The sequence below is a fragment of the Proteiniclasticum ruminis genome (assembly GCF_900115135.1).
In the GTDB taxonomy this organism is placed as follows: Bacteria; Bacillota; Clostridia; order Clostridiales; family Clostridiaceae; genus Proteiniclasticum; species Proteiniclasticum ruminis_A.
In genome coordinates this window covers 388,647-402,667 of sequence record NZ_FOVK01000002.1, presented here as the reverse complement: position 1 = coordinate 402,667, position 14,021 = coordinate 388,647, and the positions used below count along the sequence as shown (strand labels likewise).

At 35.0% G+C, this 14,021-nt stretch carries 12 protein-coding genes and 1 pseudogene; 2 read left to right on the top strand and 11 right to left on the bottom strand.

Features of this window, described 5'->3' with window-relative positions; translation table 11 throughout:
• Nucleotides 1-410: 410 nt before the first annotated feature.
• Both BM243_RS06365 and istA read right to left on the bottom strand, forming a co-directional pair.
• Entirely contained in the window at nt 411-1,175 is a 765-nt protein-coding gene (locus tag BM243_RS06365; RefSeq protein ID WP_074911504.1) for an ATP-binding protein, read from the bottom strand.
• Nucleotides 1,172-2,731 (bottom strand): IS21 family transposase, encoded by a 1,560-nt coding sequence (gene istA, locus BM243_RS06360; RefSeq protein WP_074911502.1) that lies wholly within the window; start codon nt 2,729-2,731, stop codon nt 1,172-1,174. Before istA ends, BM243_RS06365 begins: the two co-directional genes overlap by 4 nt.
• Nucleotides 2,732-3,003: 272 nt before the next feature.
• Here istA and BM243_RS15565 point away from each other — a divergent pair, with 272 nt between their 5' ends.
• The gene (locus BM243_RS15565; protein ID WP_074911500.1) at nt 3,004-3,429 is read left to right on the top strand and encodes a Mu transposase domain-containing protein; all 426 of its coding nucleotides are present in this window, start codon (nt 3,004-3,006) and stop codon (nt 3,427-3,429) included.
• 12 nt (nt 3,430-3,441) lie between these two features.
• Entirely contained in the window at nt 3,442-3,870 is a 429-nt protein-coding gene (locus BM243_RS15560) for an ATP-binding protein (RefSeq protein ID WP_083422667.1), read from the top strand.
• A gap of 558 nt (nt 3,871-4,428) precedes the next feature.
• On the opposite strand, the gene BM243_RS06345 is transcribed toward BM243_RS15560, so the two are convergent.
• From BM243_RS06345 to BM243_RS06305, 9 genes and pseudogenes are all read right to left on the bottom strand, one after another.
• Entirely contained in the window at nt 4,429-5,556 is a 1,128-nt protein-coding gene (locus tag BM243_RS06345; RefSeq protein WP_074911498.1) for a DegT/DnrJ/EryC1/StrS family aminotransferase, read from the bottom strand.
• A gap of 25 nt (nt 5,557-5,581) precedes the next feature.
• Nucleotides 5,582-6,481, bottom strand: coding sequence for a UDP-3-O-(3-hydroxymyristoyl)glucosamine N-acyltransferase (locus BM243_RS06340; protein WP_074911496.1), 900 nt, complete (start codon nt 6,479-6,481; stop codon nt 5,582-5,584).
• Nucleotides 6,478-6,844: pseudogene (locus BM243_RS06335) on the bottom strand (MaoC family dehydratase). Before BM243_RS06335 ends, BM243_RS06340 begins: the two are co-directional and overlap by 4 nt.
• Before the next feature lie 78 nt (nt 6,845-6,922).
• On the bottom strand, nt 6,923-8,014 hold the full coding sequence (locus BM243_RS06330) for a Gfo/Idh/MocA family protein (protein ID WP_074911494.1): 1,092 nt from the start codon (nt 8,012-8,014) through the stop codon (nt 6,923-6,925).
• A 12-nt stretch (nt 8,015-8,026) separates the two neighbouring features.
• Nucleotides 8,027-9,334: a nucleotide sugar dehydrogenase gene (locus BM243_RS06325; protein WP_074911492.1), complete on the bottom strand. Its 1,308-nt coding sequence runs from the start codon at nt 9,332-9,334 to the stop codon at nt 8,027-8,029.
• 1 nt (nt 9,335) lies between these two features.
• Entirely contained in the window at nt 9,336-10,553 is a 1,218-nt protein-coding gene (locus BM243_RS06320) for a lipopolysaccharide biosynthesis protein (RefSeq protein WP_074911490.1), read from the bottom strand.
• On the bottom strand, nt 10,531-11,808 hold the full coding sequence (locus BM243_RS06315; protein WP_177213470.1) for an O-antigen ligase family protein: 1,278 nt from the start codon (nt 11,806-11,808) through the stop codon (nt 10,531-10,533). The genes BM243_RS06320 and BM243_RS06315 overlap by 23 nt, the downstream gene beginning before the upstream one ends.
• 64 nt (nt 11,809-11,872) lie before the next feature.
• Nucleotides 11,873-13,042 carry a glycosyltransferase family 4 protein gene (locus tag BM243_RS06310; protein ID WP_074911486.1) on the bottom strand — a complete coding sequence of 390 codons (1,170 nt, stop codon included), beginning with the start codon at nt 13,040-13,042 and terminating at the stop codon, nt 11,873-11,875.
• 14 nt (nt 13,043-13,056) lie between these two features.
• Complete coding sequence (locus tag BM243_RS06305) at nt 13,057-14,010, bottom strand: glycosyltransferase family 2 protein (RefSeq protein WP_074911484.1); 954 nt, start codon at nt 14,008-14,010, stop codon at nt 13,057-13,059.
• Nucleotides 14,011-14,021: the final 11 nt, after the last annotated feature.

The window sequence follows — 14,021 nt, the reverse complement described above, 5'->3', positions numbered from 1 at the left end:
GATTTGTCCTTGATGTCGTCATAGGTGATCTCTAACTGATTGGCAATCTTATAAACTTCACCTACAGAGTGCTGAGACATTTTCCTGGTGCGACAGATTTCACGCTGCGATACCTGAGCTGCACGGAGTTCTAGTATAAGCTTGACTTTGATTTTGCTGGCCATATTCTGGCCTCCTTCCTGTTAATTATTTGAGACTCATATCTCAATATAATCTTACAGGTAATGATGCTTATCTGTGAATCAACGCTGCTTTTACATGAAACAACTGCAAACTTCAAGCTGATGCTTTTATAAGTATTAGTGATGCTCGAAAGCGTACTGCTGATGCTACGACCATGAAATAATCAATGATACCGGTCTTAGTGTCAACTAAGACCGGTCATTTACAGTCTGGAGTCCACTAATATTCTATTTGGAGTCCATGTTTAAGTACTCTCTTTTAGCAGAAAAGTACTCTCTCATATTGAACGTCCCTGTTTCAACAAAGATGGAGTTATAGATGATGCGGTCCATGATAGCGTCCGCATGGGCGCCTCCACCAAGTCGTTTATGCCAATTCTCTTTCTTGAACTGGGTGCAGAAAATCGTAGAAGCTGTATCGTGTCTTCGCTCAATAAGTTCAAAGAGGAAAAACTGCTCACTTTCAGAGATTTCCTCAAGCAGCCATTCATCCAAAATAAGCAATGGATAAGTAGAGTACTTTCGCAGTATTTTCTGTGGGCCGTTTTTTAGAAGAGTTGATTCATCATACTCCATAAGTAAGTCAGGAATTCGGATATACTTTGTGCGGTACTGTAGCTTACAGGCTTGCTTCGCTACTGCGCAGGCCAGATAAGTTTTTCCGGATCCAGTATACCCTTGGAATACGATATTCATGTTACGGTCCATAAACTGACAGGTACCCAATTCCAGTATCACAGTCTTACTGATACCTCGATCAGCATAATAGATATCATTAATCTCAGCTTTGGGTAATCGGAGACGTGCGTTTTTCAACAGACGATGTACCTTATCGGTGTACTTCACCTGGTAGAGATAATCAATCATCATCTGGAACCTTTCATCAAAACTCAAATCGTGTGATTGATTTTCAATATGTTCCATTTCCAGGTATTGGATGAGTTCTTCCAAGTTCAGGTCACGGAGTTTTCTTCTAGTTTCTTCCCGTATCATCGTTTCTTCCCCCCATAATACTCTGCTCCTCTGATATATCCTTCAACAGATGTCTCATTGACAGAAGCCTTATCTGACTTATAGAGCAGGTCTTGATTGGTGGAGAGGATTGATTTAAGATGATTGTACCGAGGCACTTTGATTTTACTCAGAGCTATTTCGCAGGCGGTTTCCAGACGAGCCTCCGAATAGAGATTGCTAAGGCGAAGAACGGACAGGGAAGAATTATATCCCTGTTCTTTTATTGTGACAGAAGAAAATATACGATTGATTACCATAGTAGTCGAAGGACCGATTTTACTCGCCCAACGCCTTATCCTCTCGTCATCCCAGTCATTTATCTTCAGCTTATCCGGCATATCCTCCTCATGAGTAGAGTATCGGTTGGTTATGTAGGCTGGGAACTTGTTATGAGTCTGCAAACGTTCATTTCGATAGTAGATTTCAAGCTGCGTATCAGTAATTCTAAGATCAACCTTCTTGCCATAATACTGATAGGGGCAAGAGTAGCTGTTCTTTGCATAGATTACGTGAGAATTCAGACCGATGGCTCTTCCGTAAACCCATTCGGCTACTTCATAAGGAATGTCGGGTAAGCGATGGAGATAGGACATTTCTTCTTGAAGAAAAACCTCATATCGGCTACCGTCTCGTTTTTGGAACGGCGTTTTATTGTAATCTTCAAGTGCTATAGATATATGGTCTTTCAGTGCCTCAAAGGAACCAAACCGTTGATGTCTCAGTCTTGCGATAATTGATGTTGCAATATTTCCTACCGTACCTTCCACAGAAGCCTTGTCTTTTGGCTTTTTTATACGAGTGGGCATAATGGCAGTCATATAGTGGTGTGCTAATGCATCGTATTCGTCGTTGAGAATAATGTCGCCTTCTCGTGGGTGTTTTACAACACCAGTTTTGAGATTATCACAGACAGTCCGGATGGGAACTCCTCGGAAGTACTCATACATATGCACATGGCACCTGAGCCAAGTCTGCTGTTTCATGTTCAGGCAAGGCTCTACGTAGCTATATTGGCTGTAGGGAAGAGTGGCAACGAATAGATAGACTGTGATGATTTCTCCCGTAGATTGAACCACATAAGACATCGTGGGACCCGACCAGTCCACTTCTACAGTGTTTCCAGGTTTATGGGTTAAGTGGCTGGTGAGTTGGCTGATCTGTGTATGCTCTCCATAACCTTTGCAGTATTTTGTGTAACCCATGGGAATAGATCCCTCTTTTACACAACGATCTTTATACTCGTGCCAAAGAAGCTTCAACGTTACGCCGACACGCTTAAGTTCCTTGTGGACATGGTCATAATCTGGAGGCGCAAAAAGCGACTCTATGGTATGACGCTCTGGATAGAATAAAGCATAAACATCGTCAGGGCTCTTGTCCTTCACATCATCATAGATGATTCCCAACTTCTTTGAACGTTTGATAACATCAGAGACTGAGTTTCTGGACATACCACGTATTTCAGCGATATTATTGCGCGACATGTTCTTCGACCGCAGTTCCAGGATCAACTTGACTTGAATTTTGTTAGCCATAATAGACCTCCTCTAAAATTTTTGTAGCTTTTCACTACACTTTCATCATAGAGGTAAGTAAGTGGTCTTTATAGACATATTTACGGACTTCATGTGCGGAATTAGGTCTAAATCAAGTGGACTTCAAGAAATGTATCGTAGGACTTCATTCAAATATCGGGGGTATCTAAACCGCGAAATATTCATCAGCTCTTGAACAGATTAATGAAGCACCTCTGACGGGTAAAAGTGAGAGCCGCTGGATTGCTTACCAGAATGAAGAGAAAGAATACATGCTTCCTCTACCTCAGTATCCATATGAGATTGCTCAGTGGAGCAAAGGGAAAGTCCAGCCGAATTGCCATATCGCCTTCCAACGAAAGTTTTACTCGGTTCCTTTTGAGTATCTGGGAGAGGAAGTCGAGGTCCAATCTACTCAAACGGTAATAGAAATACTCTATCACCATCAACGCATAGCATCACATAAGCGGTTATGGGGCAAAGATACTTATTCGACTATCAGAGAACATATTCCTCCAGACAAGATTTTCTTTGCGGACTGGGAATACAGTAAACGTCAGCATAATCATTTGAAACGGCTGATAAGCCAAGCGAAATTTCAGTATCCAAATGCTTGCATAGAGGACATCAATTATGCTAATGACCGTAAACTGGACCATGAACAGATTCTCGAAATAGCGTCATGCAACTATATCTAGCATACACAGAACATTATTATTGTCGGGGTTACAGGTGCTGGGAAATCTTATATTGCTCAGACACTAGGCCAAGCGGCTTGTCGCAGGCTCATTCCTACGAAATATATCCACTTACTTGATCTACTTGATGAATTTAGGATTGCTAAGATTAAAGGTGCTGAAGCGTTCATTCGGCTAAGAAGGCAGTATGCAAAATACAACCTGCTAATTATTGATGAATGGCTTCTATTTCCGATAAGCAAAGATGATTCCGAAATACTCCTCTCCCTAATTGACCGTCGTCAGAATGCCCGCCCTACTATCATTGTCTCACAGTTAGAACCTGCTGAATGGCTGGAGCAGATTCCCGTTCCACTTGCTGATGAATCAATCACTGACAGATTATCTGCTAAGGCACATAAGATTACAATAGAAGGAATCAAATCGATGAGATCAATCTAGCTTATAACCGTGAAGCACGGCCACCCCTTCGGGGTGGCTCTGGCGCTTCGCGGTCCTGGTTTATAAAGTGCAAGTTAGTGGTCCTTAGACTCTAAACATATGGCTCTAAAAAACGCTGTTTGCACGAATCATCCATCAACAAAATATTCTGTAAACTCATCTTCTGAAAAAAACGGACATCTCTGCTTCTTAAAATGTCCGTTCTCTTTCACTGCTATTCATGGTGTCAAACTAATCATGCTTATCTAAAAAGTTGCCCTCACTGCTTATCTGGGATGTCAAGCTGATCATGGATATAAACAGATTGAGCTAAAATGACCCCATCTGGAATGTCATCGTCACTACCGATATTTGTACTAGCCTATTTGTCTATCTGTTTTTTCTGTATAGTTTCTCATCTCTCCATCACACTAATCAACTAATGTTACTTCTAAGGCTTCATATAAGATTCCCAAAATTTACTTATGTGGATGAATAGTTTCTTGGAGAGTTGGAAAGTCAGAATTTTTCGGTACTCGAATCATCAAATCATAAAAAATGTGTACAGTTGCATTGTTATTATGATTGAGTATTACTTATCACACCGCATATATCTTCAACTTCTGCTTCACTCAAATAAGGATGCATCGGCAAAGAAAGAACTGTATCACAAAGCTCGTTGGTTACTTCAAAGTCATTAACATCATAATCATACTCAGCAAATGCCCCTTGTCTATGCATCGGCTTCACATAATAAACCATGCTTGGAATGCCTTCATCTTTCAACTTCGCTTGCAGACTATCTCTCTCTTCTTTGTTCTTTAACTTAATCGTATATTGGGCAAAGCTTGATACATATCCTTCTGGAATTACAGGTGTTTCAACAATTCCTTTAAGTTTTTTAGTGTATAGTCTATATATTCTATTCACATCTTCAAGTTCATGTTCAATAAAGGCAGTCAACTTTACATTAAGAACTGCAGCTTGAATAGAATCAAGTCTTGAGTTCACACCTATTCTAATATTGTCGTATTTATTATCGCCTTTTCCATGAACCTTCAATGAATTCAGAAGTTCAGCTAACGCATCATCATTTGTGAAAATCGCTCCACCGTCACCATAGCATCCTAATGGTTTTGCAGGGAAAAATGATGTTGTAGCAGCATCACCAAAACTACAAGCTTTTTTGTCATTGATGCTTCCGCCAAAACCTTGAGCTGCATCCTCTAAAACTTTTAGATTATATTTCTTTGCTATTTTCTCTATTTCAATATGATCAGCAGGTAAACCGAATAAGTCTACCGGAATAATGACCTTTGGAGTAAGCTTACCTTCATTGATTACTTTATTTATTGCTTTTTCAAGTTTAACAGTATCAATATTAAACGTATCCTTATCAACATCTACAAATATTGGTGTAGCTCCTCTGAATGAAACAATTTCTCCTGTAGAAAAGAATGTAAAGTCTGGAACAAAAACAGCATCTCCTTCTTTTATATCCCAAGACATCATAAGAAGAGTCATAGCTTCAGTTCCGTTTGCACATGTAATACAGTGCTTAACCCCAACATATTCAGCCAATCTTTGTTCTAAGGTGTTCACTTCTTTGCCACCGATGAAATTAGCGTTATTTATAACTTCTTGGATTGCTGAATCAATTTCACTTTTATATTTTTCATATTGTGCTTTTAAATCTCTAAATTCCAATACATTCACTCCTTTCGATTTGAAACTATCTTATAGATTTAATAAACTCAATGAATTTTGCATGATCTATAGCAAAATTTCCGCTTACAGTTGAATTAGCTGGTATACTCCTAGTTACCACAGCACCTAAAGTAATTTTGCTATTATTTCCAATTGATATACCATTTGTAATAGTTGCGTTAACGCCAATCCAACAATCACTACCTATGATAACCCTCCCAGCTAATTTAACACCAGCTGTTATTAATGTTCTTTCTCCAATGATATCATCATGAGCTATATGAACAAAATTATCTAACTTTACATATTCAAACAAAATTGTATCTCCACCTAATACACCTCTGTCAACACAGCAGTTATGCTGAATTTCCACATTATCTTTAATTATAGCTCTACCACCTGTTTTAACTGATACTACCTTGTCACCGACATTTAAAAATTGAAATCCGTTAGTACCAATTTTACTACCGGATCTTACAATAACATTATCACCAATTATTGAACCCGAATGAACAACTACTCCTGGCTCAATAATCGAATTTTCTCCAATTATTACACTATGATCTTCAATATACGCTCCATCTGATATAACAGCAGATTCAGCTATACTATTATTGAATTTTTTCCAATAAAATTCTCGTTCTGAAAGTATATTATGTATTTCGTAAAAAAACAGCTTTGGATTATCTGCCAAAACCAGACCAAGATTTTCTGGAATAATTCTTTTATTATATATTTCTTTAGTTGTGATTAGTGCAACAATATTCTTATTTTCGCAGATTGCATTTAGAAATTTTTCATCAGCCAGAAAAGCCAATACTTTTTCATCATTGAAAATAGTAGTTGCCATCCCAAGCGCATTGAATTCAGAGTCATTTATAACTTCTATCTTTGGCACCAAATTGATAAGTTCATTTAAATTCATACACTATCCCTCTTTCTTGGCATAACAGTTGCAAGTCCAGTTATTACTTCTTCTTCATTTTGATTAATACATCTTGTGTTTAGTTTTAGAACATTTTTATCATCCAATTTATCATTAACCTCAACAATCTCAGCTATGGTATCTCCAAACTTAACAGGTTCTAAGAATTTCAAATCCTGCCCTAGATAGAGTGTCCCAGGGCCAGGTAATTAAACTCCAAAACAGCTGATATTAAACAGGAACCAATAGTCCATGAGCAATTCTTTCACCAAATATTGTATTTTTAGCTTCCATGTCATTTAAGTGTGCTGGATTGTAATCTCCTGTTATTCCTGCAAATAGATAAACATCAGTTTCTGATATAGTCTTTTAAAACGAGGCACTATCTCCAATGTTAATTTAATCTATCGTCTTCCCTTGTACCATATCACCACCTCTCATTTATACAGATTTCGTGTCAAACCTTCCTTTAAAATCTAATGTGCTGCACTTATAAAGCGGAAGTCTTACACTCTTTCCTTCAGCAGCTGACTTGTAAATAGCGAGGACTAGCTCAAGTGCATTTCTTCCATCAACAGCTGTCACATATGGCTGTCTATCCTTCTTAATTGCATCAATCACATCTGCATAGAGTGGATTGTGACCGAAGCCATATACATTCGGCGGATTTTCATGATATTTCTCTTTTACTTCTTCTGGATCATCTAACTTATCAGCAAATTGCCATTCTTCAATTAGATTTACAGATTTTCCGCCTGCTTTAACCGTTCCCTTTTCTCCAAAGATATATAAAGTTTCTTCAAGATTCTTAGGATAAATATTTGTGGTACCCTCAATAATTCCATAGCTTCCATTTGAAAATTTTACCAGGGCCATACCCAAATCTTCAGCATCAATGAATCTATGGATTAGATTATCTGTCATCCCTACAACTTCAATTATCTCATCCCCCATCATCCATCTCAAAAGATCAATGTTATGAATACACTGGTTCATTAGAGCACCACCATCTTGCTCCCAGGTACCTCTCCAAGGTGCTTGAGTATAATAATCTTCTTCTCTGTTCCATCTGATGTGGGCTGTGCCATGCATCAATCTACCAAATCGATCAGATTCAACTGCTTCTCTAATCTTTTGTACAGATTTGTTGAATCTATTCTGATGACATGCACTAACCTTTATGTTCTTTTCATTGGCTTTCTCAATTATTAAATCTGCTTCTTCTAAAGAAAGTGCTATTGGTTTTTCAATGATAAGATTTGCTCCACTATCAATGCAATGCAGAGCAATCTGACCATGTTTTCCACTCTCAGTACATATAGCAACGAGTTCTGGCTTTTCTATATCGAGCATTTCTTTATAATCAACATATTTCTTTGTTTCATTTGGCAGGTTAAAATTTTGAACCGTAGAATTCAATTTTGATTCGTCTATATCACATAACGCTACAATATCCAATTTATTTTCAAGTGCAGCTGCTATATGGTTTGGTGAAATTCTTCCACATCCGATAATCGCATATTTTAAACTCAATGTCAGTCCCCCTTATAGTAACTCGATGTTTTCACGTGCTTCTATATTCTTCATAGCATTCTTCGTATCAAAGATTGCTTTTGCATGTTTCTGAACGAAAGCATAGTCAACGTTTGTGTGAGCAGTTGTAACAATAACAAGGTCTGCACTTTCAATTAGTTCTGAAGTGAGTTCAGGCTCACCTTTCTTAACTACACCATGTTCATGGTATTCAGAGACAAATGGGTCATAGTAAGCAACTTCTGCACCCTCTTTTTCTAGTTCTTCTATTACTCGAATAGCAGGACTTTCTCTATAATCATCAATGTCTTGCTTATAAGCAACACCAAGAATTAAGATTTTCGCACCATTCATAGCTTTCTTAAATCTATTAAGAATCTTGCTTGATCTCTCAGCACAGTACTCTGGCATTCTATCATTCACCATCATTGAAGACTCAATCATAGATGTATGGAATCCATATTCTCTTGCTTTCCATGATAAGTAGTAAGGATCTAATGGAATGCAGTGTCCGCCAAGACCTGGACCTGGATAGAATGCTTGGAACCCGTAAGGTTTTGATTTAGCTGCATCTACAACTTCCCAGAAATTAATGCCCATTTTATTACTTAAAATTGCCAACTCATTAACAAGTCCAATATTTACATTTCTATAAGTGTTCTCAAGGATTTTTTCCATCTCAGCTACTGCAGGCGATGATACCCTGTGAATAGGCGCCTCAAGAATAGCTTCATACATTGCTGCAGCGACATCAGTACATTCAGGCGTGATTCCTCCCACTACTTTAGGAGTATTTTTTGTTTTATAAATAAGATTACCTGGATCTACCCTTTCAGGTGAAAAAGCAAGATGGAAGTCCACTCCACATTTCAACCCTGATTTTTCGAGGATGGGTTTCAATAGCTCTTCTGTAGTTCCAGGATATGTAGTTGATTCAAGAACAATTAACATATCTTTATGCATGTATGGCACAATACTCTCAGCTGATGCTTTAACATAGCTGATATCTGGTTGCTGATATGCATCGAGCGGCGTAGGGACTGCAATACAAACACAATCAGCAGATGCTACTTGTGCAAAATCCGTTGTAGCTGATAAAAGACCCGACTTTACAATCTCTTCCAAATCTTCGTTAACAACATCACCAATGTAGTTGATACCTGCATTGACCATATCTACTTTAGATTCTTGAACATCAAATCCTATAGTCTTAAATCCCGCCTTAGCTTTTTCTACAGCTAAAGGAAGACCTACATAGCCTAATCCTACAACACCAAGAGTTGCGGTTTTGTTCAAAAGTTTTTCTTTAATCATTTTCATCTTAGTACTCCTCACTTAAATTATTTGCATTGGTTGATCTATTTACATAGAAATATGTTGCTATCATTATTAATAATTTTGTAAAATTTGCAATTAGTATCCCTATGCACAAACCCATAAGACCATATAAACTCAGCAAAAACATTGATAATGGGACATAAATAATCATATATAATCCATTAATTAACATTTGCCACTTGGCACTCAAAAATTTTAATAGAACAGGGTTAATAACACTACTAATAATTGTTAAGATAATGCTCAAGGTTGTAACTGGAATATACTGTATCGCATCCTCAACGTATTGAGGGTAAACAAATGATAATAGTGGTTCACTTATAAAAATCACAATCCAATATCCAAGAAAACCTACTATCGAAGAAATAGACAATAAAAACTTAAAATTATTACTGCTGAACTTTTTCATATGTGCCAAGTAACTTAAAAGAACTCCCGTAATTGGACCAATTGCAAGAGCTATTGTTTTCCCAAAAATTGTTGCTGCATAGTAAATGGATACAGCAGTACCTCCTAGTAAAGGGAAAATTATTAATTTATCAACATATGCTCCTAAAGAAACAAGTATACCTGAACCTAATAACATTATTACCTCTTTAAAAGTGGCTTTAAAAAGCAGAGTCTTGCAGTACCTTTCATTCCATATACTTGTTTTATAAATTAAGAATATCATGTTGATCCCTAATCCACTTAAATATATCAAACTCCATGAGCCCGTAAATAAAAACAATACAAAACCTACTAAGTATCCAAAAAACAACATTATACTATTCATCAATATATTTTTGAAGTTTAGTTTAATCCTAAATTCCACACTAGCATACGTGTTAAATAATAAAATTGAAGATACTAAAACTAAACTAATATTAGTCAATACATTGAGTGATTTCCCATAATACAATAGCCCCAAAATCATTATGATAGTATTCGAAACAAGAAATATCACAAGAATAATATTAAAATCGCCGTGGACTTTCAATTCATCATATTTTTTATAGTGAATCAATTTTGAGTTATTTAAAACACTACCAAATGATGAAGCTGATAAATATATAAAAGCGATTATTGCTAGTAGTTGCCCATATGAGTCTGCACTTATTTTTAGAGCAACCTGAGGTAATATAATGAATTGCAACGCAAACATTGGAATTAAGGTTGCTAGCATATTTAATATTACATCAAAAATTATTTTCTTTTTCATTTTGAACATCCTTCGCAGTTATTAACTTCTCTGAATTGATATATGACAATTTATGATTTGTAAAATGAACAGATGAAATGCATATCGCCATAAATAACCAGAAGTTTGATGATGTCAAATAAGACCCGCTGAAGAATAAACTTATTAATCCTAATCCAGCAAAAATGATTGCCAAATGCTGATCGATCGTATTCTTATTTAAAAAGATACCTATAAACCAGTACATTATTAGTACTAGAGAAAAAATCCCACCTAAAACGATGCCGAACTGTACGATTATTTCAAGAAAGATATTATGAGGATACGTACCATTAAGAAATACTCTGTCTCCACCAATGCCATATCCAAGTATTGGATTTAAAAAAATTTTATTAATTGTATTAGAAAATAAATCAGATCTTCCAGTTGAAAAATCAATGTTATCACTTAATAGAAGATAAATAGTTCTACTTTGTACACCGTAATTAATTAATAAATTGTTAAGCTTCTTTATAAAAAAGTTAAAGTTTAATACAATAGCCGATATAAATGTTGTAGAAAGAAAGAACAATACCAACGCCTTTGCTTTTAATCTATTTTTAATTAAATAGTTAACAAATAATAAAACTAAATAAATAAAGTAAGATAGTAAAGGTCCTCGTGATCCAACAGTAACTACTGAAGTAAACGCTAATAAAATCAATGCAAGGTCAATAATCCTAAAATTAATAAAAAGTACCTTATATGTCAAAATGACCATGGGAACAAGTATAAGATATGAAAACACCATATCATATTTCGGTGTAGCCAAAATCATACTAATTAAGATAACAAGACCTAATGACAATTGATAATATCCAGATAGGATAAGAATATTTAAAAAAATAGCTTTATCTCTTATTGCCAAATAATATTGTGCTGTTGGCAAACATATAATAAACAACCAAAATGCAATATTAGGTAAAAATTCAATTGTTTCCGGATTAAGTAAAGCAGATAACAGAAAAAGGCACACAAAAAAAATATATGATAAAATAAAGAACATACTATTTCTCTTAAATACAGTCCTAAAGTTCTTAAGATACATAATCCCAACTAAAATCATAAAAATAAAACTTATGAATGATCGCATATCTGAATTATTAATATGAAATACTTCTTTAACAGCATAGTTTGTTATGAGCATGCAAAATTGTAAAATAATGGCCCACGAAATTCTTTTATCATCTCTATCTGATTTCTCAGCATCACTCAATTCTTTTTTGATTCTTCTCACATACATTTTGACACCTTCGTTCCAGTCATTTATTTGCAATTAATTATTATCGTTAACTTTTAAATTATTTATTTATCGAGATAGCTTGTCTTGCTATTCTTTCATACGAGAAAGTATCGAATCCTTTTGTACATGCAACATACTTCATTTCTTCATAGATTTCTTTATCGGTAGCAAGTAACTCGATTTTTTCTATAAATTCATTAATATCATTTTCAACAAACAATACATTACCACCAACATCAACATATTCCATTCCTGGCCATCTCCTACAAACTAGTGGTAGACCGCTACATATCGCTTGTTCCCAAAGAGCAGACTTCGTGCCTGGAAATATTGCAGCATCTGATGCTAAGTAATAGTCATAAACCTCATCTCCGCGTAACCATCCAATATATCGCACTCGATCATCTTTACTAATTAAATCATTCATCTCTTCTCTTATATCATCTGAAAAAGCTCCGAATATAATTAATTTAATTTTTTCTGAATGAATTTTTTTTAGTGATATGAGCAAAGATTTTATATTCTTACCTTTACTGAGCTTTCCACCTGTTATGAAAACAAAATCATCATCATTTATTTTTAACTCTTTCCTTACTTTTGCTTTCGTATCTTCCTTCATGATAAAATCAATTTTTTCAGTATCTGCGCCTAAATATAAATACTCCATCTTTTCTTCGGGAATATTATACATATTGATTGCAAAATCCTTGCATCCCGGAGCTAATTGATATATTTTTTCTATGTTCGGAAGTGCTTTCTGTATAGTTTTCTTATGTATTATTTTGTGTAGAATCTCCCTAGAAATAAAATTTTTACCGCTATTGTAATAAGAGGCATGATTGTCTGCAACTAAAGTGCAGTTTGGATTGGCTTTTATGTACTTAATTACAGTTTTGATGTCTAAAAACTGTATCCCGTGCATGAAAATTAAATCGGGTTTTTTTTCTTCCAGTAATATGTATAGTCCCTCATACAATCTTAGCTTTTCGGCAATACTATTTAAAATAATTCTTTTAAATGGAATTCTTATTACTTCAATTCCGTCTTGCAAATAATATCGTCCTGGATTTACCTTTTCATACCCCACCTTTTTGGTACTATCTACAAAAATAGATGTAACAACACTTACATCGTGTCCGTCTCTCTTGTTGTATTTTGGTATCATATTATCTTGATATCCCCAATTATCATTGTACGATCCTGAAAGACATACATGTACTATTCTCAACTCAATTAACCCCTTTATACTATTTTGTTAACAAAATAAAACAACCTCAAATTAAACATCATTATCATATGCATAATTCTGGTACTTTTGTTTGGAAAATCAAATAAACTCTTGGTATGTTCCTTATAATTCATCCTAAATGCAAGTGTTTTAAAATCATTATAGTTTAGCATTTTAGAAGAAGCCCTAAGCGCTCCAAGAATCCATCTCGGAAATATAAATTTAGTAATTTTTTCATATTCCTTATAATTCAAATTGTCCGAAAAATTCTGAAACCCAAAATATCCAGTCATTATTTTATCTATGCCTGATGCTGTCATTGTTGAATTACTTCTAACTAAATAATTATATATTATCGCTGTATTATACGAACATTTTTCTGTTTTTAATAATACTCTCCATATGAAGAGCTGATCTTCTGAAAATCTAATTTCTTCATTATAAAATAAATTATTATCTAATATAAACTGTTTATTTAATAACATAGCTGGAGAAATAATTTTTATTGCTCTCGTTAAAAATAATTCAAGAATATTTCTTTGTTCCAATATAATTCTTGAATTTAATTTGTTTGATGCTTTAAAAATCGTAGCCTCAGTGATTGATTGATAGTTCCCAATACTCAGATCTGTATTGTGTTCAATAGAAGATTCATATAAAATTTCAAGCAAGTTATTAGATATAATATCATCAGAATCGATGCAAATTACCCATTCCCCATTTGATTGTCTAATCCCTTCATTCCTTGCAGCAGAAACTCCTTTATTTTGTTGATTTATAATTAAATAGTTTATATTTGTTTTTGATAACAACTTTTCTGCTTCTTCTATTGATTTATCCCTTGTGCCATCATTGACTAAAACAACCTCAAAATCTTTAAAACTCTGATTAATTATTGATCTAATCGTATTTTGAATATATTTCTCAACCTGATACACAGGAACTACTATGCTTATTTTAGGATTCATATCAACACCTA